We start from the raw sequence: 23,890 nt of genomic DNA on the forward strand, positions 1-23,890 counted from the left end.
CCGCCCCCCCCACCGCCGACCCCGGCCCCCCCGTCGACCTCCTCGCCCCCCTGCTCCCCGGCGTCCCCCGCCACTTCCGGGGCCAGACCGAGGCCGATCGGCCGATCGTGCTTCAGTGGACGCCGGGCGACGGCCGGTGAGCCCCGGCTCCTCTGCCCAATCGATCCCGAAACCAGTTCTCAGGAGACCCGATCGACCGCCGGACAGGCTCGGGAAGGCGGAATCGGCCGACCCTCCTCCGCCCTCGCTTCCTCAATCCGAACGGGCCGGGCGATGAGCCGCCGGGCGATCTCCTCCTCCAGCGTCGTCCCGGTCGCCAAGCGGGGGGCGCGGCTCGGGCTCGGGATGTCGGCGGTGGAACCGCCGCCCCCCTCTCCCCGGGATTCTTCGCTGGCGACGCCTTGGACCGGTGAGATCGGGGCCGGGGCGATCCGGGCCTCCCCGGCACTCAAATGATCAGCAAGAAAGAACACAAAACATCATGAACAGAGAACACAATTATTTGTCCGTCCGGGCGGAGAAAGCGACACTCCCCGGTTGGCCGCCGATTCCGGAGGGATCGGCGGCCAGCCGGGGTCGGATCAGATCAGATCAGATCGGATCGGATCAGATCAGATCAGATCAGATCAGGTCGGATCCGATCAGATCAGCTCCGAGATCGGGGAGCCGCCGTCGACAACCTTCATGGGGCGGCCCAGCGGCGTGGTGTACTCGGTGTCGACGTTGATCCCCAGCGCCGAGCACATGGTGGCGATCAGGTCCATGACGCCGACCTGGCGGTCGACCACGTCGATGCCGTCCGGGTCGGTGGCGCCGACGACCTGGCCCCCCTTGATGCCGGCCCCTCCCAGGACGACCGACCAGCTCCTCGGCCAGTGGTCGCGGCCGCCGTTCTGGTTGATCCGCGGGGTGCGGCCGAACTCGCCCATCCAGACGATCAGCGTGTCGTCCAGCAGGCCGAGCCGGGCGAGGTCGGCCACCAGCGCGCCCAGGCCCTGGTCCAGTTCGGGCAGGCGCTGCTCGCGGAGGACACGGAAGATGTCGTCGTGGTTGTCCCAGCCGCCGAGGCCGACTTCGACGAAGGTGACGCCCGCCTGGACCAAGCGGCGGGCCATCAGGCAGCCGGCGCCGAATCCGCTGCGGCCGTAGGCATCGCGGACGGTGGGCGGCTCGTCGCTGAGGTCGAAGGCGCGGGTGTACGACGAGTTCATCATCTTCAGGGTCTTGCCGTAGACGTCGGCGTGTCCCTGGGCGGCAGCCCCCCGGTTCTGGGAGATGAACCGGTCCTCGACCAGTCCGAGCAGCTGCACGCGGCGGTTCAGCCGGGCGCCACCCACCGAGGGGCGGAGATTCTCGATCTGTCCGTTCGGGTTGTTCACCACGAACGGGGCGTGAGACATGCCGAGGAAGCCGGCCGACTCTCCTGGCCGGTTGATCGAGACGAAGTGCGGCAGCGGGAAGTCGGAGCCGAGCTTCGGGCCCAGCTCGAACGAGCAGATCGAGCCGAAGCTCGGGTGCACCACCGTCGGGTTCGGCTGGTAGCCGGTGTGCATCAGGTAGGTGCCGCGGTCGTGGTTCCCCTCACTGGTGCTCAGCGACCGGACGATGCTCAGGTGGTGCATCTGCCGGGCGACGGTCGGCAGGTGCTCGCTGATCTTCACCCCGGGGACGCTGGTGTCGATCGGCCGGAACTCGCCGCCGTTGCGCGGGCTCTCGGGCTTCAGGTCCCAGGTGTCCAGCTGGCTCGGTCCGCCGCCCATCCAGAGCAGGATGCAGTGCTTCTGGTTCCGGCGCAGCTCCTGGGCGTGGGCCCGCAGCGAGCCGAGGAAGGTGGCCGCCGCCGGCGCCATGGAGGTCGCCGCCAGGTGGCCGAGGAAGTGCCGGCGCGACATGCCGCGCGGGGTCATCAGGCGATCGAACATCGGTCGGGTCCTCCCCTCGGCCGGGCGGTTGGGATCGGGGTGGTTCGGGACGGGGTGCTCGCCCGGCGGGCCCGGGACGCCCCACGATCAATGATTGAGGACAAACTCATTCGAATTGAGCAGCGCCCAGAAGATGTCCTCCATGACGCTCACCGGATCCGGCCCCTGCCGGAGCATCGCCAGGGCGGCGGACGATTCCTTGGCGCTGGGGGGACGGCAGAGGGCCGCCAGGTACAGGCGGTCGACGACGAACTCGGCCGAGGCTCCCCGGCGCCGGGCCTCGTCGAGCAGCTCTCGGAGGAAGCTGCCGGGCTTGCAGCTGGTGGCCTCGGTGATCAGGTCGCCGTTCATCATCATCAGGGCCTGGGGGATGGTGCCCTGGAAGCTGGTCCCCTCGCTCACCTCGTCGTTGCCGAAGGTGAAGACGAACTGGCGGAGCCAGCGGTCGCGACGGGCGTCGGAGTCCCCGCCGCCGCCGGCCTGGTGGGCCTGGGTGGCGGTGAGCAGCGACTCGAACAGCTGCTCGGGCGTCATCGGCTTCAGCGTCATGTGGCTGAAGTACGTCTCGTCCCGCTCGTTGGACCGGGTGCGGACGCTGGAAAGGTGGTACGCCTCGCTGGCGGTGATCCAGCGGATGAGCTGCTTGACGTCGAACCCCGAGTCGCGGAAGTCGGCCGCCAGGCGGTCGAGCAGCTCCGGGTGGCTGGGCGGGTTGTGGTCGCCGAAGTCGTCGATCGGGTGGACGATCCCCCGGCCCATCAGCAGGCCCCAGATCCGGTTGACGAACGCTGCGGCGAACTGGCTGTTGGTCGGCTCGGTGATGAACCGCCCCAGCTCCAGGCGGCGGTTCACGTCGGTCCCCTGGCTGATCTTCCGGCCGTCGAGGTAGGTCGGGAAGGTCCCCTTGATCGTGCCATCCCGGCGATCGTAGGAGACGAAGGCGTCGGTCGGGTCGTCGTACAGCTCGAAATACGCCGTCTCCTCGGCCCCGCCGGCGCCGACGCGCCGAACCTGCCGGGAGCGGACGCCCCGGAAGAAGGCGTTGATGCCCCAGAAATCGGCCTGCTTCCAGTCGTTCGACGGGTGGTCGTGGCACTGGGTGCACTGGATCTGCTGGCCGAGGAAGACGCGGGTGGTGATCGACGTCAGCGGGACGGCGTCGAACTCCAGATGCGCCAACGCGAAATTCGTGGCGCCGTTCTCGGGGGTGTTCGGGCCGGTGGCGGTGATCAGCTCCCGGGCGATCTGGTCCCAGGGCGTGTTGGCGGCGAACTGCGTCCGGAGCCAGGCACGCAGCGCCGGCCGGTTGACCGCGTTCCCCTGATCTCCCCGGCCGATGAGCGTCACCGACCAGAGGTTGCCGAAGTGCCGGGCGTAGTCGGGGTGGTTGAGCAGGTAGTCGATCAGCTTGGCCCGCTTGTCGGGGTCCTTGCTCTCGAGAAACGCGGTCGCCTCGCCGAGTGACGGGATGCGGCCGAGCAGGTCGAGGGAGGCGCGCCGGAGGAACTCGCCGTCGGGCGCCCTCGGCGACGGCGAGACGCCGGCCGATTCCCAGCCCTCCCGAATCAGCCGGTCGATGTACGCCGGCGGCTCCTCCGACCCCGTGCCGGGCCCGGCGTCGTCGGCCGCCGCGGCCGTCGCGGCCCCGACCAGGGCCAGCACCAAGGCGGCCGACCGGCCCGTCGTTCGCTCCCAGCGGCTCGTCGTCATGATGCGATCTCCTCCGCCCGACCTCTCCCGGCGGCGAGGCGTACCCTCCAGCGATCGGTGCGGTCTTCACGTTCGGAACGCGCTCGCGCGACCCCGCTCGCCGGCCGGTTTGCCGGCGGTCCAGGCCTGGGGACTCCGCGGGTCGAGACGAGTTTCGGCCGGGGGCAGGACGCCCCCTTATTTATCTTACGCGCAAACCCCCGCCCCGTGACCAGCCTTCCAATCAAGTATGGGAGCACGGCGGCGGTCGGCCGGGGGCCCGCCTGTCGGCTCGCCGAGCCTCCCCGACGGTCCCGGCCGGGAATTCACGCGCTCGCGCGGCGGTATTGCAGCTCGATGAGCCGACGGAACAGGGCCGAGCTCCGGCTCAGCTCCGACTCGGTGCCGACGGCCTCGATCTTCCCCTCGTTCATCAGCACGATCCGGTCGGCGAACTGCAACGAGCCGAGGTTGTGCGTGATCAGGAAGGTCGTCCGACCTCGGGAGAACTCCTCGATCGCCTTGCGGATCAGTGCCTCGTCCTGGATATCGACGGCGCTGGTCGCCTCGTCGAGAATCAGGATCGCCGGATCCCGGAGCATCGCCCGGGCCAGCGCGATTCGCTGCCGCTGCCCTCCCGAGAGCCCCGCCCCGCGCTCGCCGATCATCGTCTCGTACCCTTCCGGCAGGCCCACGATGAACTGGTGGGCGTAGGACCGCCGGGCAGCCTCCTCCACCTGCTCCCTCGTCGCGAACGGGCTGCCGTAGGCGATGTTGGCCGCGATCGTGTCCTCGAAGAGGATCGTCTCCTGGATCACCATGCCGATCTGAGAGCGCAGGCTCCGGATCGACGCCTCCCGGATGTCCAGGCCGTCGATCCGGATGGCGCCCCGCTCCACGTCGTAGAACCGGGGGAGCAGGTTCATCAGTGTCGACTTGCCGCACCCGTTCGGGCCGACCAGCGCGATCGTCTCGCCGTGCCGGACCGTCAGGCTCAGCCCGCGCAGCACCGGGGAGCGATCGTCGTAGGAGAAGTGCACGTCGTCGAACTCGATCTGCCTCCGGTGCCGGGGCATCCGCACCGCCGCCGGGCGGTCGACAACCCTCGGCTCCCGGTCCATCAGCGAGCAGATGCGGTCGGAGGCCGCCGCCGCCCGCTGGATCTTCGAGTGCACGGTCGACAGCTTGCGCAAGGGGTCCGAGATCCCGGCAAGCATCACGTAGAGCGTCAGCAGCTGCTCGATCGTCATCGGGTCGGAGGCAAGCTGCAGCTTCAGCGGGCCCAGCACCAGGAACTCCGACTTGCGCAGCACCAGGTACGCCCCCGAGAGCAGCGCGATCGACACCGTCGACAGCGCCAGGATCTCCAGCACCGGATCGCTCATCGCCTCGATCGTCGCCACCCGGACGCGCTTCCTGTACAGCGCCTTCGACTCCAGGTAGAACCGCCGGCGCTCCCGGCGCTCCATCGTGTACGCCTTGACCAGCTTGATCCCCTGGAACGTCTCCTGGAGGATCTTGTAGATGTTCGACATGCTCTCCAGCGACCGCCGGATCGCCCGCTTCATGATCTTGCCGACGCGGACGGTCGTCATCGCCGAGACCGGCACGAGCACCAGCGCCAGCAGGGTCAGGCGCCAGTTCAGCCAGAGCGCGCCTCCCAGGCAGGCGATGATCCGGAGCGGCTCGCGGACGACCTTGCTCAGCAGAACGACCAACCCCTGGCTCACCGAATCCAGGTCGCTGGTGAATCGGGCCATCAGGTCGGCCGACCCCTGCTGGCTGAAGCTGCCCAGGTCCAGGGCCAGGGTGCGGCGGAAAAATCGCTTGCGGATGTCGAAGATCGACAGTTGCATGATGTTCGCCACCAGGTACTCCTGGCCGAACATGAACACCCCCTTGACCGCCACGCCGACCATCACCAGGCCGAGCAGCACGGTGAGCGTCCGGAAGCTGTCGCGCGGCAGCCAGCGGTCGACCCAGGGGGCGACGGCCCGGTAGCGGCCTTCCCAGCGCCGGGCCGAGTCCAGGTCGCGACGCCACGACCGCTCCCGACGGTCGAGCGCCGACGGCCCGCCCTGCTCCAGCAATCGGGAGGCGGCCCCCAGCTCGTCGAAGCGGGCCTCGGCCACGCGGTAGGCCAGCTCGAACCGCCGGTAGTGCTCCAGTTGCTCCCGGGGGATCGGCGCCTTCAGGCCGACGGAGCTGGACCGGAACTCCTCGGGCACCTCGTCGAAGTACGCGGTCCAGGCGTCCTTGTAACCCGCCTTCACCGCCTCAACGTACTGCTCCGGCGGGCCGGCCTGGCCGGCGCGGCGGACCACCTCCAGCTCGTCCAGGCGGGCGCGCAGCGCCTCCGCCTCGGTCGCGTGCATGGCCGTCTGGTCGGCGACCCAGCCCTGGACGTTCTCGCCCCCGAGGAGGATCTTCAGCAGCGGGAAGACGGCCCCCAGCTCCGTGAACCAGAGCAGGGCCACCATCACCGCGCAGCCGAGCGACAGGGCGAACCGGCCCCGGTAGGGCCAGGCATACCGCACGAGACGGGAAAAATTCTTCATGGAGAAGGCCAGGACCGACGACGTGGGACCCCAGGCATCCGTGCCGACCCCTGCCGGTCCGAGGCGCGGTCGACCTCGGGCGGCCCGGGGCGAGGGTTACGGGCGGATGTACCATTGCCGGGGCATCCTGGCAAGCCGAGTCGCGGCCCATTGCCGAACAGGTGCCGATCCGCCAGGGTCGCGCATCCAAGGTCGGATCGGGACCCGGACCTTCGAAAGGTCCGGAACATCCGTCGAGTCCACCAATCCGTCCAAAACCGCGGCCAGGGGCAAACGGCTCCTCAGAACGGAAGGAGAATACGCCCATCGGCTCACGAGCGCGATCCGGCCGGAGCCCGCTCGGCGGCGCGATCTCGGGAGCCTGTTCCGGCAAGAGGGGCCGGAGGACCGGACCGGGTCGGATCGTCCGGGACGCAGCCTCCCCGATCGAGGGGCCCACCCTGACCAGTCCGGTCCGGACCAGGAACCCGGCGACCGATCGTCTCAGGGCACCTTCCCCGCTCCGCCGACCCACGGTCCGTCGTCCTCCGGCCCTCTGATCCCCAGCGCGCACGAACGCGGGGGAGGGGAGCCAACTCCCTCCCCCGCGTCACGATGACCGAGGCTCGTCGAGGCGATCCGAACCGGAGCCCGGCTCAGAGCACGAAGCGGAAGGTCTTGGTGATGACCCGCCAGAGCCACCAGCCGAGGGTGGCGGTGCCGCCGTCGATCTTGGCCATGCCGCGCTGGCCGGGCATGAGCGTGAGGTCGGCGTTGTCGATCGGGATGATCGCCTCGTAGACGGTCGTCAGCGGGACGGCACCGCCGGTCTGCTCGTCGGGCTTGGTGGCAATCTCGCCGCCGGCCATGTTGGAGAGTTCCGGGGGGATCTCCCGCTGGTTGCGGCGGGCGATCTCGTCGACCCGGCTGACGATCGTCTCCTGGCTCTTGCCGTAGATCTTCACCCAGGCGGTGGGCTTGGTGCCGTCGGACCCCTGCTTGATCAGGTCGACGTCCGACTGATCGATCAGCAGATGGGCCTCCAGCTTGGTCGGGTCGCCGATCTCGCAGAACAGCTCGCCGGGCTGGAGCCACTTGCCGGTGACCTCGGAGTGGGGGACCCCCATGACGATGCCGTCCCGGCCGGCGGTGAGGATCAGCTTGCCCTGCTGCTCGATCGCCACGTCGAGCTTGGGTTGCAGGTCGTTGACGATCATGTCCTCGGTCTCGACCTCCAGCGCCCGGTTGAGCGGGTCGCTGCCGCTGGTCTGGCCGTAGACGCGCGCCTTGACCTCGTTGACCTTGATCTCGGCGTCGAGCTGGTTGACCTCGCGGAGCAGGTCCAGGTTGCTCAGCCGGGCGATCACCGTCCCCGGCTCGCCGTCGGGTCCGGGGCCCCGGACCGGCTCGTTGTCCCGGACGTCGATCGACACCAGCCGCCCCGGCACCTCGACGTAGATCCGCTCGGGCTTGGCCGGCGTCAGCACGAGCGTCCCCTTGACCCGCAGCGGCGTGGGGATCAGCAGGATCCCGGCGATCACCGCCGCCGCCGCGGCGAAGCACAACGCCGCTCGGACCTTCTTCACTTTCCGCATCCTCCCGGGTTGGCGGACGAACTTGATGATCTGCCACAGCGGCATGAACAGCAACGGCACGAGGGCGCCCAGCGCGAGGAAGGCGCTGATGACCCGAAGCTTCTCGGGCAGGAAGTGGTAGAGGAAGAAGATGATGCTGAAGGTGATGAACCAGCGGTAGAGGTACGACGCCACCGCGTAGGTCACAAACAGCATCCGACGGGACCGGGGCATGTAGCTCTGCACCGGCACCTCCAGCCCCAGCACCTTCTCCTGGAACAGGTAGGCGAAGAACTGGGTCGACTTGATCCGGAGGTTGGGGATCTCCAGGTAGTCGGAGGTGACGTAGTAGCCGTCGTAACGCAGCAGCGGGTTGGCGTTGAAGAGGATCGTGTTCACCGAGCAGATGAACATGGTCGAGAGCATCAGGCTGTTGAACAGCCCTGGCTGCGTGTTCCACCAGACGAAGGTGGCGATCGCCGCCAGGAAGCACTCGACGTAGATCCCCGCCGCCGCGATCCAGATCCGCTTCCACTTGTTCGGCAGCAGCCAGCTGTCGGTCACGTCGCAGTACAAGGCGGGGGTGAGCACCAGGAACAGGATGCCCATCTCGTGGACTTCCGACCCGTAGTGCTTGGCCGTCAGCCCGTGGCCGAACTCGTGGATGACCTTGACGATCGCCAGCGACAGCCACAGCGACGGCAGCGTCCGCCAGTTGAAGAAGCTCTCGAAGGTGGGCAGCTTCGCGGTGAAGGTGTCCCACTGCGCGAAGATCAGCGTCAGGGCCGCCAGCATCAACCCAATGCTGAACGTGACGAAATACGGGGTGAAGATCCAGCGGAAGAAGGGGTACATCCAGGTCAGCAACTTTTCCGGGTCGATGACCGGGATCTTGATGTACAGGATGTTGGCCGCACCCTGCATGATCTTCTTCCAGCGGTTCTTCCTCCTCCGCTTGACCAGCGCCTTGGCCTGGTCCGGCGTGTCGACGAGCACCAGGCTCGCCTCGTGGAGCTGGGCGACGAACCGCAGCAAGTCTTCGACGGTGATCGTCTGCGGCCGGTACTTCTTCTCGAAGGCGCGCTTGATGTCCTGGAGCGTCTTCTTGCCGTCAAGTTCCTGCAGGAGGAAGTACTCCTCGGCCTTGAACCGGAAGTACTTCAGGGCGATCGGGTCCTTGACGACGTAGTGGGTCACGCCCTCGTACGGCACCGGCTGGACGACCAGATCGGGGCGGAGCCGGGCCGTCAGGTACTCGGCCGCCTGGCCGGCGGGCACCGAGGCGTTCTGGGACGGGTCTCTCAGCATCGGGGGCGGCCCTTCTCGGGTCGATCGCGGTTCGATTCGAGCGGGTTCGAGTCTTCAAGGTCCGGGCGGGGCCGGTCGCCGGGCCCGGCCGATGGCTCAACCTCGGCCCTCCGCCCGGGATGACGCCGGCGGCGGGCGTTTGGGAAGCATTCGGGTCGACGCGGTCCCGAGCCACCCCGATGCTCCCCGACTCGTCCAACGGCGGGCGTCCGATCGTCTCCGGCCATCGCAGCGCCGCCATCACCCCCCGGCCTCAGCGGGGGGCGGCCGGCGCCGCCGGCGCCGGGGCGAGGCGGCCGAGCACGGGGGGCTCGGGGGCCGGCTCGGGGGGAAGCTGGAGCATGTCCTCGGGCGGAGCGGGCACGAGGTTCGGGTCCTCGGTCAGGTAGACCGTCATGTTGGCCTTGTGGCCGACCCGCAGGTCCTTGTCGACGTTGTTGACGATGTCGGCCTTCACCAGCACCTCGGCGCGGCCCCGGGCGGGGGCGAGCTCGGGGCCGATGTAGACGATCTTGCCCCGGAACCGCTTCGACTCGATGGGGACCTGGGCCCCCTCGACCACCGGCTGCACGTCGACCACCATCCCCTTGCGAAGCTGGTAGACCGCCTCCAGCGGCACGTAGCCGTAGAAGCGGACGCGGTCGGTGCGGGCGACCTGGACGATCGGCTCCATCGCCTGCACGGCCTCGCCGGGGTACTTGACCTGCTCAAGCACCTCGCCGTCGAACGGCGCGAGGATGTTGTGCTCCAGCACCGCCTCCTCGGCCATCTTCAGCTCCTGGGCGGCCTGCTCGAGCTTGGCCGATTCCTCCTTCACGCGGGCGTCGGCCACCTTCAACTGAGCCTGCTTCAGCTCGTATTCCTCTCGGGAGATGACGTCGGGCACCGGCCCCCGGAACAGCCGCTCGGCCCGGGCCATGTTCGAGAGGGCGACCTCCCGCTCGGCCTGCGCCATGTTCAGGGCCGACTGGTCCTTGGCCATCATCTCGGCCTTCTGCCGGGCGAGCTCGGCCATGGTGGCGTCGAGGTAGGCGATCAGGTCCCCCTTCTTGATCTCGGCGCCGATGCTCTTCTCGATGTGCGCCAGGATCCCCTCGCGCTTCGCCGCCAGGGCGGCCCGCTCGATCCACTCGATGTTGCCGGACACGACCAGCGTCTGCACCTGCGTGCCCGGCGGAGCGGCCGACGCCTGCTGGGCCCGGGCCGAGCCGACGCCCGACGCGGGGAGCAGCGCCGCCAGCAGAGCGGCGGTCAGGGTCGTCAGGGTGGTCTTGGTCATCGTTCGAGACTCCGCTGGAGGTGCCCGATGGGCCTGAAAGCTGGGGGAAGGGGTGCTGGGTGCCGCCCGTTTCCGGCCGGGAGAACGGGGTTAGTTCAGGAACGGCCAGCGGAACAGGACGGTCTCGTGGAAGGCGTTGATCACGTCCCGGAAGACGACGTAGGCCAGCCGGGCCTCGCCGCACTCGACGCGGGCCCGCACCTCGGCGCCGGCTCTCAGGCCGCGCTGGCTGTTCTGGCTGCGGGCGATGATCTGATCGCGGACCTCGTCGCTAAAGCCGATGGTCAGCTTGTTGACGTGCTCTCCCTCGACCGTCTCCGCCCTCGAGGCGATCCGGCGGACGTGGCCCAGGTAGCGATGCTCCGGGTCGGTCGCCAGCACGAAGTAGGCGGTGAGCGTCTCGCCCGGGTCGGCCTCGCCGGCGGCGATCCGCTCCTTGAGCCGGGCCTCGGCCGCGAGGATCGGCGCCATGTCGTCGTCGGGGACGTGCACCTCCAGCACCCACTCGCCGGTCGTCGCGGCGACCGAGACCAGCTCCTGGCCCACCTCGACTGGGCGGCCCAAGAGGTTCTTGCGCACCTCCCAGGTCACGACCATGCCGTCGTGCGGGGCCACCACCTTCAGTTGCTCCAGCTGCTCCCGGATGATCTCGATCTGCTCGGTGGCGCTCTCGTACCGGATCCGGGCCTCTTCCTGCTGGCCGGCCAGCACGGGGCGTTCGTTGAAGTCGGTCGTGTTGTTGATCCGCCGTTCCAGGGTCGTCACCTGGCTGCCGTAGTAGGCGCGGTCGGCCTGCAGCTGCTCGAGCTGCTTGAGCAGCTCCTCGCTGTAGAGCGTCACCAGCGGGTCGCCGGCGCGGACGAGGTCGCCGTGCTCCACGTGCACCTCGGCCACCCGGGAGGGGAACGGGGCGTAGGTGTTCCGCCGCTCCTCGGGAAGGATCGAGCCCTTGCCCTCGATCGTCAGCCGCCAGGGGACGAAGGCCATCACGCCGATGATCGTGCCAATCGCCACCAGCACGGCCGCGATCTTCGCCAGCGTCCTCCCGCGGAAGAACCGCCAGGGGGAGCCCAGCGCCTTGAGCACCGGGCGGAGGAAGATCCGGTGGTGCTCCTGGGCGTTGTACAGCGCCGTCGACGCATGCCGAGCGACGACCTCGCTGCGAGCGTGCACGTCGGTCACCACCAGCTCGTCGCCGATCTGCTCGGCCACCAGGCAGCCGAAGGGGACGCGCTCGGGGACCTTGCCGTCCTTGGTCGGCTCCTCGGGCTTGTGCAGCAGGGTGATGATGACGGCCTTGGAGCCCGACTCGTCGACGTAGATCTCCAGGGCGTCCCGGATGTCGGGGGGGAAGCCCTCGGTGTCCCCGGTGTAAACAAGGTCCTCGCCCGACTTGATGACGAGCTTGCAGAGGCGGGTCAGCTCCCGGACGAGGTTGGACTTCTGCTCGACGACCTCCTGGCCGCTGACGGCCTCGATCATCGTCCGGCCGCTGATCTTCAGCGCCACGCTCAGGCGGTCGCAGCCGATCAGCCGCTTGCCGTCGTTGACGACGGCAAAGGCCGTCTCCTGCAGATCGAGCGAGGCGTGGATCGCGTGCGTGAACCCCTCAAGCTGGTTCCAGAGCTTCTGCTGCGACATCATCTGTCGCATCTGGCGGTTCTTCAGGTACTGCGACGCCAGGTCGCAGAGGTCGCCGACGAACCGCAGGGTGCTCTTCTGCGTGGCCGCCCGGCGGGTCGGATCCATCAGGATCTCGACCAGGCCGACGACCTGCTTGTCCACGATCAGCGGGGCCAGGATCAGCGCGAACGGCGTCGGGTTGCCGGCGCCGGGGACCCCCTCGATCGTCGCCCCGGGAGGGATGATCTGGGCCTGGGCGGCCTGGAAGATCGTGCCGAGCAGCATGTCGTGCGGCTGGGTCCGCACCCGGCCGTCGAGCAGGCCGGTCAGGCGGAATTCCAGCTGCGTTTGCAGCTTCAAGGTCCCCCGGTTATCCAGCATCCACAGCGCGCCGCCCGAGGCGGCCACCGCGGCCACGGCCCGGTTGAGGAACTCCTGATAGAACTCCGGCGGCTGGATGTCCGACTCGGCCAGATCCGCGATCTCGGCCACCAGCGTGCGGATCTGGTTCTTGGTCTGCTCGAGCAGGCCGGGATCGATCGGCTGCTGCTGCGTCGGCTGTTGGGTCTTGGTCGTGTCTTCGGCCATAAGGGCAGCCCCGAAGTGAGGAGTTCGCTCGCGAAGTCCGGCCGACCCGCGCACTGGTCCAGTGATCCATCCGTCCCGATCCCGGTCGTCTCCGGCTGGGGGGCCGTCGCCCCGGGGCCTCCGGCGCCATCGCGCGGGACCCCGGCTACGAGCAACGGGACGCCGCCCCGGCACCTCTTCCCGAAACTTTTTCCCAACGCCCCGAGCCTGCGGTTCGCCTTGCCCGACCCGAGGCTCCGGCGGTATGCTCCCCGATTCCTCCCGGCCACCCCTCGCCCCCTTCGCCGATGAATCGAACGACGGCCTCGCCCCGCCCCTGCCTCGTCACCGGCGCCACCGGGCTGCTCGGCAGCCACATCGCCGAGCGGCTCGTCGCCCGGGGAGAGCCGGTTCGCGCCCTGGTCCGGCCGACCAGCGACACGACCTTCCTCGAAGCGATCGGCGTCGAACTGGTCCCCGGCGACCTGACCGACCCCTCCTCCTGCGCCGAGGCCCTCCGAGGGGCTCGCGTCGTTTACCACGCCGCCGCCAAGGTGGGAGACTGGGGAAGCTGGTCCGAGTTCCAGTCCGCCTGCCTCGACGCCACCGAAGCCCTCGCCCGCGCCGCCCTCGCCGCCGGCGTCGACCGCTTCGTCCACATCAGCTCGACCAGCGCCTACGGCCACCCGCCCCGGACCGGCCGACCGATCACCGAGGACCACCCGCTCGGCGTCGGCGTCTGGTGGCCTTGGGATTACTACACAATCAGCAAGGTCGAATCCGAGCGCATCCTCTGGCGCCTCGCCCGCCAGGAGGGCCTGCCGCTGACGGTCATCCGCCCGAGCTGGCTCTACGGCGAGCGCGACCGGACAACCACCGCCCGCCTCATCTCCCGGATGCGAGGGGCCGGCATCCCCGTCATCGGCAAGGGAGACAACCCGCTCAGCGCCGTCTACGCCGGCAACGTCGCCGACGCCGCCATCCTGGCCGCCGAGGACCCCGGCTCCGTCGGCGAGGCGTACAACGTCACCGACCAGGGGCCGATGACCCAGCGCGAGTTCCTCCGCTATTTCGCCGAGGCCGCCGGCGCCCCCCGCCCGCGCTGGTATCGCCGCTTGCCCTATTTCTACCCGATCGTCTTCGCCGGCGCCCTGGTCATCGAGGCCTATGCCCGCCTCCTCCGCTGGCCGAAGGCCCCGATCATCACCCGGTACGCCACCTGGCTGATGGCCCGTCGCATCTGGTACAGCACCGAGAAGGCCCGGACCCGCCTCGGCTGGACGCCCGCCCTGGACAACGCCGAGAGCATCGGACGCACCGTCCGCTGGTTCCTTGACCGCGAGGCTCCCCCCGGTCCCCTCGCGCCGATCCCGGCGGCCTCCGACCACCGCTCCCGGGACGGATCGAACTGACCCGGCCTCCTCGACTCCAACCACCTCCTCTCCCTTCGACGATCATCCTGGAGGACGCCAGATGACCAGACGATCGCCGGTCCAAGCCCTCGCGAGGCTCGTCGGCCTCGCGGCCACGCTCCTCCTTCTCGGCGGCCCGGCCCGAGCCGAGGGGCTTCGCGTCGGGTTCGGCAAGGCCGACATCACCCCCGAGGTCGGCGACCCGAACCACCCCGTCTTCCTCGCCGGCTTCGGACAGGGCCGCCAGGCGACCGGAGTGCACGACCCCCTCTGGTCCCGGGCCGTCGTCCTCGACGACGGCGATCGTGCGGTCGCCCTCGTCTCGGTCGACCTGATCGGCGTCCAGCTCGAGTTGACCCAGGCCGTCCGAGCCCGGCTGGAGCGGTTCGACCTCGTGCTCGTCTGCTCCACGCACAACCACGAAGGGCCCGACGTCATCGGCCTCTGGGGCCCCGGCCCGACCGTCTCGGGGGTCGACACGGACTACCTCAAGCAGGTCGAAGACGGGATCGTCTCCTCCGTCCTCGCCGCCGAGGCCGCCCTCACCCCCGCCGAGGCTTCCTACGGCACCGCCGAGGACGAGACGCTGCTGGCCGACAGCCGGCCGCCGGTCGTCAAGGACGGCGTCCTCCGCGTCCTTCGCTTCGCCCCCCCCGGGGGAGGAGCGCCGATTGGCCTGCTCGTCCAGTGGAACTGCCACCCGGAGAATCTCGGCAGCCGCAACACCCTCGTCACGGCCGACTTCCCCTTCGCCACCGTCCGAGCCCTGGAACAGCGGCACGGGTGCGACGTGGCCTACTTCACCGGGGCCATCGGCGGCCTGATGTCGGCCCCCGAGACCCGGCTCCAGCGCCCCGACGGCACCTCCTACCGCGAAGGCGAGTTCGACTTCGCCAAGGCCTACGGCGAGGCCGTCGCCGACCTGGCCGACCTCGCCCTGGCCGGGGAGGAGCCGATCGCGCTGACCCCGATCGCCGTCTCCCGGGTCGAGGCCGCCCTGCCGCTGGAGAACCCGCTCTATCGCCTCGCCCGGGTCGCCGGCGTGCTCGACCGCGTCGGCTACCGCTGGACCGGCGACCCGTTCGCCCCCGGCGCCAGTCTCGGGAGGCGGAACATCCTTGGCCCGCTGGCCGTGCTCACCGAGGTTTCCTATCTCCGCCTCGGCGCGCTGCACGTCGCCGCCATCCCCGGAGAGCTCTACCCCGAGCTCGTCTCCGGCCGGTTCCAGGACCCCGCCGACCCCGCCGCCGACTTCCCCGACGCCCCCCTCGAGCCCGACGTCCTCTCCCTGCTCCCCGACGGCCCGAGCCTCATCCTCGGCCTGGCCGCCGACGAGGTCGGCTACATCATCCCCCGACGCCAGTGGGACCAGGCTCCTCCCTTCACCTACGGAAGGGACCGCCCCCTGTATGGCGAGGTCAACTCCGTCGGCCCCCAGACCGCCCCGATCCTGATGGAGGCGCTCCGGCTGGCCGTCGAACGCGCCCCGGGCCGCTGACCCACCCGCGCCTCGGGCCCTCGGGGCGCTCTCCGGCACCGGGTCCAATCCCCCGGGAACGGGCCGAGCGATCGGAGGCTCCGCCCGATCGGCCCGATCGGCGGCCCCGGCCAGGGTCAGGGCCAGGGCCAGCCAGCCAGCCAACAATTCCGGCTCACTTCCCGCCGTCGAGGCAATCGGCCAGTTGCCTCAGAGTCCCCGGCAGGTCCCGGGGCCTCGGGAAGGCCCGGCCCTTGCCCAGGTAAACCCGCTTCGGCTCCCCCGTCTCCTCGTCGGCCTCGACGACCAGCCGGGCGCCGGGGACGAGCGTGTCGAGCACGGCGTTGAGCAACGCCAGGCGGGTCCGCTCCCACTCCTCCCCCTCGATGATCGGCTCCCGGACGTAGGGGAGCGACACCCCGGCCAGGAACCGGGCGACCCCGGGGCTCTCCTCGACCGAGGCGGCGACGGCGGCGTGCTCCTTCATCAGCACCGAGCCCAGGTAGCACTCGCCGGGCGGGCACGGCGGCTCCATCGTGCACCGGCCTTCCGGATTGGTCTGGCACTGGGCCATGGCGCGTCCCTCTCACATCCTCATTCGATTCGAATCGATCCGATCCAGGCGCCGACCGGGCCGCGATGACCTCGCTCCCCGACTCGAACGAGATTGTCCCGCCTGCCCGACCCGGCCGCAAGCCCGCTCCCTCGCCCCGGAAACCAGCCGGGACCAGCTGGAACGAGCTGGAACGAGCGAGAACGAGCCGGGCCCGACGACCCTGTGTGGATCGCCGGGCCCGGGCAGTGGATCTCAAGGCCCCCTCCGTCGGGGAGGCTCAGCGATCGCCGGCTCAGCTCAGCCCTGCGGCGCGGCCGTCTGGGCCGTCGGCGTGGCCTGCGGGGTCGGGGCGGCGGCGACGGCGGCCGGAGCGTAGACCGCCGGCACCATCACCGTCTTGGTCACCGGCACCTGGCGAACCACCTTCCGGGGCACGCACTTGGTGATCGTCACCGGCACCTGCTCCGGCACCCGAACCGGCTTCAGCCGCGTCACCATCTCGGTCACCGGCCGAGGACGCTTGATGTACGTCGTCACCGGCACCTTCTCGGGGACGCAGCGCGTGACCGGCACCATCTGGTACGAGCAGGTCGACCCGCAGCCGTGGCCGCAGTGCTTGACCCTCGCCGGCACGTACTCCGTAACCTTGTGCATCCGGGTCACCAGCTTCGTGACCGGAATCTCCTCGACCTCGCAGCGCGTGACCGGCACCTGAACCTCGACGTACTCGGTCCGGAACCGCGTCTTCATCACCGTGACCGGCACCTGGTCGATAACCGTCTCGGTCACCGTGCAGTACGTCGTGATCGTCTGCGGCACCATCGGCACGCACGGGGCGGCCGGCTTGCCGCAGCGGTGGCACGCTCGGGCGGCCGGCGCCGCACCGAGGGCAACCGCGACGGCCGAGAGCACGAGGGCTCGACTCCACATCCGATGCATCGTCTTGGCTCCAGGAGGGAACGGGATCGGCTCACCATCCCTGTGCTCGCGAACCGCCTGAACGCCCCATCTCTCCTAGATGAACCAGTTATTCCAGGCGTCGCTCCTTTACTACCTACAACGATTGGAACGGTTTTGCAAGCGGCTCGACCGTCTCCTGTCCCGGATCCGACGAGGATCGGGGATCGAACCAATTCGATCGGTTCGAGTTGCGGCATGCGGCCTTTTTTTTGCCCGGCGGGTGTCCCGAGCTCAGGAGCGGGACGAGCCGGGCGGGCCGTCCGCTGGGGACCGACCCCTTGAGTCGGCCGGGCCGCCGGGATATCCAAGCGAGATCGACCCGCCCCGAGGAGGATCGCCGATGACCCGCCCCGCCGCCGTCGCCCTCGCCGCCGCCCTGCTGGCCCTCGGCCCTCCCGGGCGCCCGGCCTCGTCCCAGTCGCTGCCTGGCACCGCCCCCTGGCACGACCGCGGCTCGACCGACGACGCCGCCTCGGCCATGGTCGAGGGCCTGCACCGCTTCCTCGAACGGGAGACGGCCGCCTCCCTCTGCCGGCGCCCTCGGCACTGGCAGCGCGACACCTCCTCCCCCGAAGCCTACGCCCGATCCGTCGAGCCGAACCGGCGCCGGCTGGAGCGGATCGTCGGCGCGGTCGATCCCCGCGTCTCCCCGGTCGTCATGCACCTGGCCGGCTCGACCGAGGCCCCGGCCGAGCTGGCCCGGGCTGAGGGCTTCCGGGTCCTGGCGGTGCGCTGGGACGTGTATCCCGACGTCCAGGCCGAGGGCCTGCTGCTCGAGCCCTTCGGCGAGCCGATCGCCGACGTCGTGGCCCTGGCCGACTGCGACGTGCTCCCCGAGGTGTTCTCCGGCCTGGCCGAAGGGCTGCCGCCCCGGTCCCAGCTCTCCCGACTGCTGGCCGAGGCGGGCTGCCGGGTCGTCGTGCCGGTCTTGCTCGACCGCTCCACCACCTTCTCCGGCACCCCCGGCGTGGCGATGACCAACCTGACCCACCGCGAGTGGATCTGGCGACAGGCGTTCGAGACGGGCCGCCACCCGATCGGCTACGAGGTCGACGCCGTCCGCGCCGCCGTCGACTGGTTCTCGGCCGGAGACGGGCAGGAGCGGCCGATCGGCGTGGTCGGCCACGGCGAAGGGGGCCTGATCGCCCTGTACGCGGCGGCGCTGGACCCGAGGATCGACGCCTCCTGGGTCGCCGGCTACTTCGGGAGGCGAGAAGGCCTCTGGCAGGAGCCGATCGACCGGGACGTCTGGGGCCTGCTCGACGAGTTCGGCGACGCCGAGATCGCCAGCCTCGTCCCCCCCCGATCGCTCCTCGTCGAGCCCTGCGCCGGGCCGGCCGTCGGGGGCCCTCCCCCGCCGGTCGAGGGCCGGTCTCAGGCCGCTTCCGGGAGGCTGGAGCCCCGGGATCCGGACGGGGCGGCTGCCGAGTTCGACCGCCTGCTCGCCCTGACCGACGGCCTTGCCGGACGGTCCTTCGCGATCGGGCCGGTCAGCGGCGACGCGTCCCTGAACGCGGCGGACTCGGCCCGGCTCGAGTTCCTCCGCGACCTGCTCGGCCCCGACGCTCCCGCCCCCCCGGCCGATCCCCAGTCGGCCTGGGACGAGCGCTCCCCCCTGCCCGACCCCGTCGCCCGCCAGGGCCGCTGGGTCCGGGCCCTCCAGGAGCATACCCAGGCCTTGATCCGCACCTCGGAACTCCGCCGATCCGAGTTCTGGTCGAAGGCCGACTCCTCCTCCCCCGAGTCTTGGGCCTCCTCCTCCCCGCCCTATCGCGAGCTCTTCCGCACCGAGGTCATCGGGCAGATCCCGCCCGCCTCCGAGCCGCTAGAACCCCGGTCGATCCGCGTGCTCGACGAGCCAAACTTCGAGGGCTTCGCCGTCGAGATCCCGGTCCTGCCCGACGTGGTCGCCTCGGGCATCCTGCTGCTGCCGAAGGACCTGGCCGAGGGAGAGCGGCGCCCGGTGGTCGTCTGCCAGCACGGCCTGGAGGGAACGCCGGACCCGGTCGTGACTCCCGGCGTCGAGTCGCCGTACAACTCCTACGGCTCGGCGCTGGCCGACCGGGGGTACATCGTCTACGCTCCCCAGAACCCGTACATCGGCGGCGATCGGTTCCGGCAGCTCCAGCGGAAGGCGCACCCGCTGAAGATGTCTCTCTTCTCGATCATCGTCCGGCAACACGAGCGGACGCTCGATTGGCTGAAGACGCTGCCGAATGTCGACCCCGGCCGGATCGCCTTCTATGGCCTCTCCTACGGGGGCAAGACGGCGATGCGGGTTCCGGCCCTGGTCGACGGCTATTGCCTGTCGATCTGCTCGGCCGACTTCAACGAGTGGGTCGTCAAGTGCACGAACCTGACCCGACGCTACAGCTACCTGTTCACCATTGAGTACGACATGTACGAGTGGGACCTTGCCTCCGGCTACAACTACGCCGAGATGGCCGGGCTGATCGCCCCCCGACCGTTCATGGTCGAGCGCGGCCACTCCGACGGCGTCGCGCCGGACGAGTGGGTCGCCTACGAGTTCGCCAAGGTCCGCCGCCTGTACGATACGCTGGGCATCGGCGACCGCGCCGAGATCACCTTCTTCAACGGCGGGCACCTGATCCGGGGCGAGGCCACCTTCGACTTCCTCGCCCGCCATCTCGACTGGCCCCGAGGCCGCACCGATTCGGAGTAACCCGGCATGACGTGTCCCCGCTTCGCCCGGCGTGTCGCGCTGCTTGCCGCCCTGCTCGCCGCTCCGGAGGCCCAGGCCGAGGACGGCCAGTTCCCGGTCCAATCCAACCTGAACGCCGGGGCGGCCCGAGCCGAGATCACCCCCGAGCTGCCCGAGGGGGGCTTGGACGTCGTCGGCCACCCCCGGCACGTCACCGGCGTCCGCGACCCGATCCGGGCCGAGGTGCTGGTGCTCGACGACGGCCAGACCCGGGCCGCGATCGTCACCTTCGACCTGGCCTCCGCCTGGCCCGCCCTCGTCTCGGCGGCCCGGCGGGCCGTCTCCGAGGAGGCCGGCGTGCCCCAGGATCACATCCTGGTCGCCGTCTCGCACAACCACTCCGGCCCGGGATACGACCCCGAGTCTCCCTGGGCCAAGGAGGTCGAAGGGAAGCTCCGCGCCGCCGCCGCCGAGGCCTCCTCGGCCCTTCGGCCGGTGTCGATCGGCTACGCCGAGGACCGCATCTCCTTCAGCATCAACCGCCGCAAGGTCATCAACGGCCAGGCCGTCGTCCGGCTCAACCCCGAGGGGCCGAACGACCCCCGCGTCAAGGTTCTCCGGTTTGACGACGGCTCCTCGCTCACCCCGGTCGCCGTGCTGATGCAGGCCGTCTGCCACCCTTGCTTCTTCACCTGGGGAGACGACGGCACCCCGCCCTACCCCGACGGCTACCCGAAGATGAGCGCCGACTTCCCCGGCGAGGCCCGCCGCTTCGTCGAGATGACCTACGGCGGCGCCACCACGGCCCTTTTTCTCCAGGGCTGCGCCGGCGACATCCGCCCCAACCTCCCCGGCCACCCCTACCGCTGCGCCGACGAGGCGGACATCCAGTGGGCGGGCCGAGACCTCGGCGGCGCCGTCGTCCGGGCGCTGGCCTCGAGCGTCGTCCGGGAGCACCTCCGCGAGCGGCCGACCTACTACCGCATCCGGGTCGCCCGCGAGGTGGTCGAACTGCCCGGCAAGGACGGCCCCGTCTCCGGGGAGCTGATGGCCCTGAAGGTCGGGCCCTTCCTGCTGCTGACCATGCCCGGCGAGCCGATGGTCGAGTACGGCTTCAACCTGGAGCGCCTCATCGCCGACCGCGCCGTGCCGATCGTCGTCGGCTACGCCAACGGCCACGTCGGCTACATCGCCACCGCCGCCTCCTACGCCGTCGGCGGCTACGAGCCCGGCATGTCCCCGCTGGCCCCCGAGGCCGAGCCCCTCATCTACGAGGCCCTCGACCGCCTGGCCGATCAGGTCATCGGAGACGTCTTCGAGGTCTTCTCCAAGCGCCCGGTCGACTCGAAGTGAGCCGATCGCCCGGCTCCGGCCCCCTCCGCTTTTGAGGAGGGGGCCGGCCGGTCGGTCATCCCCACGCCTTGAACAGGCGCTCCAGCGCGGCGACGGCCTCGTGCAGCCGGTGCTCGTCCTCCTCGTAGAGGTCGCCGACCTCCATCGGCATCCGGCGGACGGCCTCGGCGATCTGGTCTCGGGCGCCGAGCATCTGGGCGTACAGGCGCTCGAACTTCGGCCGGTCGGCCGACGGGCCGAGCACGTCGAGCTTCCGCTTCGCCTCGGCGATCCGGGCCTCCCAGTCTCGGAGGATCCCCTCCAGCCGGGGGCGTTCGGCGACGTGCACCCGCTCGGGATACGACGGGTTCTTGGGCACAACAGCCCGGGAGGGCGCCGCCTGGTTCGGCGCAAGGTCGTAGCTGGTGGACACGGGTCGCTCCGTATCGCTTTGGGTCCGAGGAACTCGCGAGCGGATCGATTGTAGGCGCCCCGGGCCGGGGCGCGAAGGGAGCCGGGCGTCCCTGCCCATCGCATCGCCCATTGACGGGGATCGGCCCCCGGGTATCCTCCAGCGCGACAAGCGCCACCCCCCACCTGTCGGCCCGAGGGAACGGGCCGGAGGGGAGGGCCGAGCAACAGAGCCGAGCAAGCAGGAGCGGCCGGATGATCGCAGCCCCGAGCCCGACCACGGCGATCCGCCCCGCCCCCCGGCCGGGGTCGTACTGCGTCCTGGTCAGCACCACCGCCGGCGCCCGGGACATCCGGCGGAACATGGGCAACGCTGACTACTCCTACGCCTTCGTCCTCAAGGCCCTCGCCCCCCTGCTCGACCGCCTCGGCCCCTGGCAGGTCGTCGAGCGGCCCGAGAGCAGCCTGTCCTACCGCGCCGCCCGAGCCCGAGAGCAGGGGCTGACGCCGATCCACCTCTGCCTCCACCCCCCGCACAACGCCTACCTGACCCCCGACGTGCCCACCGTCGCCTTCCCCTTCTGGGAGTTCCCCTCGCTCCCGGACCGGGACATGGGGCTCGACACCCGGCAGAACTGGAAGCGGATCCTCGACCGCGCCGACCTCATCCTCACCGCCTGCCGCTTCACCGCCGCCACCTTCCGCCGAGAGGGGCTCCGCCCCCCCATCGCCGTCGTCCCCGTCCCCTTGCCCGATTCCGCCTTTTCCGTCCCGGACTGGGACCCCCGCTGGACCTTCGAGCTCGACTGCCGCCACGTCGTCCTCGGCGGTCCCGAGGAGCCGGGGGCGGGGCCGGGGCCGGGAGCGGCCGATCCCCCCCGCCTCCCGGCCGCCGACGACCCCGACCGCCCCTCCTGGCAGCGCCTCGCCGGCCGGGCCTACCTCCGAGGCCGGGCGTTCTACAAGCGGAACGTCATGCGGTACCTCAGCGAGGAGGCCGCCGAGGCCCTCTTCCAGGCCAAGAACCGCCTGATGCGCCGTACCGTCGCCACGCGGATCCTCCGCCCCCCGCTGGCGAGGCTGACACTCGGCGGCCTCGTCTTCACCAGCATCTTCAACCTCGGCGACCGCCGGAAGAACATCGACGACCTGCTCAGCGCCGTTTTGCTCGCCTTCCAGGACCGCCCCGACGTCACCCTCGTCCTGAAGCTCGCCACCAACCCCGACCGCGAGTACTTCGAGCTGAAGGAGCTGCGCACCCGGTACGATCGCATGAACATCCGCCACCGCTGCCGGGTCGTCGCCATCACCGACTACCTCAGCGACGCCGACCTCGCCTCCCTCAGCCGAGCCACCACCTACTACCTGAACACGAGCAAGGCCGAGGGGGCCTGCCTGCCGCTGCAAGAGTCGCTCGCCGCCGGCCGGCCGGCCGTCGCCCCCCGACACTCGGCGCTGGAGGATTACATCGACGACCAGGTCGCCTTTGTCGTCCGCAGCGATCCGGAGCCGACCTACATCCCCCACGACCCCGATCCCCGCTTCGAGACCTCCTGGCACCGCCTCAACTGGCAGCAGCTGCACGACCACCTGCTCGAGGCCGCCCGAGTCGCCGAGCGCGACCCGGAGCGCTACCGACGCATGGCCGACGCCGGCCGTCGCCGCATGAAGTCCCTCGCCTCCCGCGAGGCCGCCGCCTCCGCCCTGATCGAGGCGCTGGGGCAGCTCCCCGAGTCCGCCCACCACCGGACCCTCTCCTGGTCGGCCTGAACCCGATCGGCGCCCGCCGGCCGACCGCCCCGGGCCCCCGGCAGCACGAGGGGCCCGCTCCCGGCCTCGGGCTCCTGGCGGGTTCTCACAAGAGAAATCTCCTTGCGAGGGAGCCCTGTCGGCATGTAGTGTCGAGGACGTAGGGCGAGCCCCGCGGACGCCGCGGGCGCTCGCCCGATGCCCACGCCTGCCGCCACCTGCCGGCCCCCGTGCGAGACGACCCCGCCGACGCCTCCCCCCGCCCCCGATCAACCATCATCGGGAAGGGCTCCCCCTCGTTGATCGGCCGCCGGGCCCCGACGAGAGACGGCCTCGCGCGGACGCATCCCCCCCCCGACCGACCGACCCGACCGGCACCCCGTGGCCCCGGATTGACGGAGCACCCGCATGAGTAACCGCCGCACCCGGATCCGGTTCCGAGCCCGCATCGGCCTGCTCGGCCTGCTGGCTCTGGCGGAAGCCCCCGCGACGGCCCCGGCCGACGAGCCTCCCCGATACAACCGGGACATCCGGCCGATTCTCTCGGAGAACTGCTTCGCCTGTCACGGGCCCGACAGCGCCGCCCGCAAGGCCGACCTCCGCCTCGACCACCGCGACGACGCCCTAGCCGACCGCGGCGGCTACGCCACCATCGTCCCCGGCGACCCCGACGCCAGCGAGCTGATCTACCGCGTCGAGTCCGAGGACGAGCTGGAGGTCATGCCTCCGCCCTCCTCGCACAAGTCCCTGACCGCCGAGCAGAAGGCCACCCTCCGCCGCTGGATCGCCGCCGGGGCCGAGTACGAGCCGCACTGGTCGTTCATCCCGCCGA

The 23,890-nt window shown here is 70.4% G+C and carries 15 protein-coding genes; 6 read left to right on the top strand and 9 right to left on the bottom strand.

Annotation, left to right across the window (positions count from 1 at the left end; translation table 11 throughout):
- Window positions 1-641: 641 nt before the first annotated feature.
- From TsocGM_RS23940 to TsocGM_RS23965, 6 genes are all read right to left on the bottom strand, one after another.
- Complete coding sequence (locus tag TsocGM_RS23940) at window positions 642-1,922, bottom strand: DUF1501 domain-containing protein (protein ID WP_199756893.1); 1,281 nt, start codon at window positions 1,920-1,922, stop codon at window positions 642-644.
- Between the two features lie 87 nt (window positions 1,923-2,009).
- Window positions 2,010-3,632, bottom strand: coding sequence for a DUF1549 and DUF1553 domain-containing protein (locus TsocGM_RS23945; protein ID WP_126727997.1), 1,623 nt, complete (start codon window positions 3,630-3,632; stop codon window positions 2,010-2,012).
- Window positions 3,633-3,937: 305 nt separating this feature from the next.
- Window positions 3,938-6,169, bottom strand: a complete 2,232-nt coding sequence (locus tag TsocGM_RS23950) for an ABC transporter ATP-binding protein (protein ID WP_126727998.1) — start codon at window positions 6,167-6,169, stop codon at window positions 3,938-3,940.
- Between the two features lie 635 nt (window positions 6,170-6,804).
- The gene (locus tag TsocGM_RS23955) at window positions 6,805-9,030 is read right to left on the bottom strand and encodes a site-2 protease family protein (RefSeq protein WP_126727999.1); all 2,226 of its coding nucleotides are present in this window, start codon (window positions 9,028-9,030) and stop codon (window positions 6,805-6,807) included.
- A 253-nt stretch (window positions 9,031-9,283) separates the two neighbouring features.
- On the bottom strand, window positions 9,284-10,309 hold the full coding sequence (locus TsocGM_RS23960) for an efflux RND transporter periplasmic adaptor subunit (protein ID WP_126728000.1): 1,026 nt from the start codon (window positions 10,307-10,309) through the stop codon (window positions 9,284-9,286).
- A 90-nt stretch (window positions 10,310-10,399) separates the two neighbouring features.
- Entirely contained in the window at window positions 10,400-12,520 is a 2,121-nt protein-coding gene (locus TsocGM_RS23965) for an efflux RND transporter periplasmic adaptor subunit (protein ID WP_126728001.1), read from the bottom strand.
- 287 nt (window positions 12,521-12,807) lie between these two features.
- Here TsocGM_RS23965 and TsocGM_RS23970 point away from each other — a divergent pair, with 287 nt between their 5' ends.
- Window positions 12,808-13,911: an NAD-dependent epimerase/dehydratase family protein gene (locus TsocGM_RS23970; RefSeq protein WP_126728002.1), complete on the top strand. Its 1,104-nt coding sequence runs from the start codon at window positions 12,808-12,810 to the stop codon at window positions 13,909-13,911.
- Between the two features lie 61 nt (window positions 13,912-13,972).
- Window positions 13,973-15,409 (top strand): neutral/alkaline non-lysosomal ceramidase N-terminal domain-containing protein, encoded by a 1,437-nt coding sequence (locus tag TsocGM_RS23975; protein ID WP_126728003.1) that lies wholly within the window; start codon window positions 13,973-13,975, stop codon window positions 15,407-15,409.
- A gap of 154 nt (window positions 15,410-15,563) precedes the next feature.
- Here the strand turns inward: TsocGM_RS23975 and TsocGM_RS23980 are convergent, their stop codons facing one another.
- Window positions 15,564-15,962 (bottom strand): hypothetical protein, encoded by a 399-nt coding sequence (locus TsocGM_RS23980; RefSeq protein ID WP_126728004.1) that lies wholly within the window; start codon window positions 15,960-15,962, stop codon window positions 15,564-15,566.
- A gap of 279 nt (window positions 15,963-16,241) precedes the next feature.
- Window positions 16,242-16,874, bottom strand: coding sequence for a hypothetical protein (locus tag TsocGM_RS23985; RefSeq protein ID WP_126728005.1), 633 nt, complete (start codon window positions 16,872-16,874; stop codon window positions 16,242-16,244).
- A 370-nt stretch (window positions 16,875-17,244) separates the two neighbouring features.
- On the opposite strand from TsocGM_RS23985, the gene TsocGM_RS23990 reads away from it, so the two are divergent.
- A complete protein-coding gene (locus TsocGM_RS23990; protein WP_126728006.1) occupies window positions 17,245-19,587 on the top strand; it encodes a hypothetical protein in 2,343 nt (780 codons plus the stop codon).
- Between the two features lie 6 nt (window positions 19,588-19,593).
- Window positions 19,594-20,919: a hypothetical protein gene (locus tag TsocGM_RS23995; RefSeq protein WP_126728007.1), complete on the top strand. Its 1,326-nt coding sequence runs from the start codon at window positions 19,594-19,596 to the stop codon at window positions 20,917-20,919.
- Between the two features lie 55 nt (window positions 20,920-20,974).
- Here the strand turns inward: TsocGM_RS23995 and TsocGM_RS24000 are convergent, their stop codons facing one another.
- Complete coding sequence (locus TsocGM_RS24000; protein WP_126728008.1) at window positions 20,975-21,331, bottom strand: hypothetical protein; 357 nt, start codon at window positions 21,329-21,331, stop codon at window positions 20,975-20,977.
- 233 nt (window positions 21,332-21,564) lie between these two features.
- Between TsocGM_RS24000 and TsocGM_RS24005 the strand changes: the two genes are divergently transcribed.
- Window positions 21,565-23,079, top strand: a complete 1,515-nt coding sequence (locus TsocGM_RS24005; protein WP_126728009.1) for a glycosyltransferase — start codon at window positions 21,565-21,567, stop codon at window positions 23,077-23,079.
- A 387-nt stretch (window positions 23,080-23,466) separates the two neighbouring features.
- Window positions 23,467-23,890, top strand: a 424-nt coding sequence (locus tag TsocGM_RS24010) for a c-type cytochrome domain-containing protein (protein ID WP_315850376.1), incomplete at its 3' end; no start/stop codon positions are given.

Source organism: Tautonia sociabilis (assembly GCF_003977685.1).
GTDB classification, from domain to species: domain Bacteria; phylum Planctomycetota; class Planctomycetia; order Isosphaerales; family Isosphaeraceae; genus Tautonia; species Tautonia sociabilis.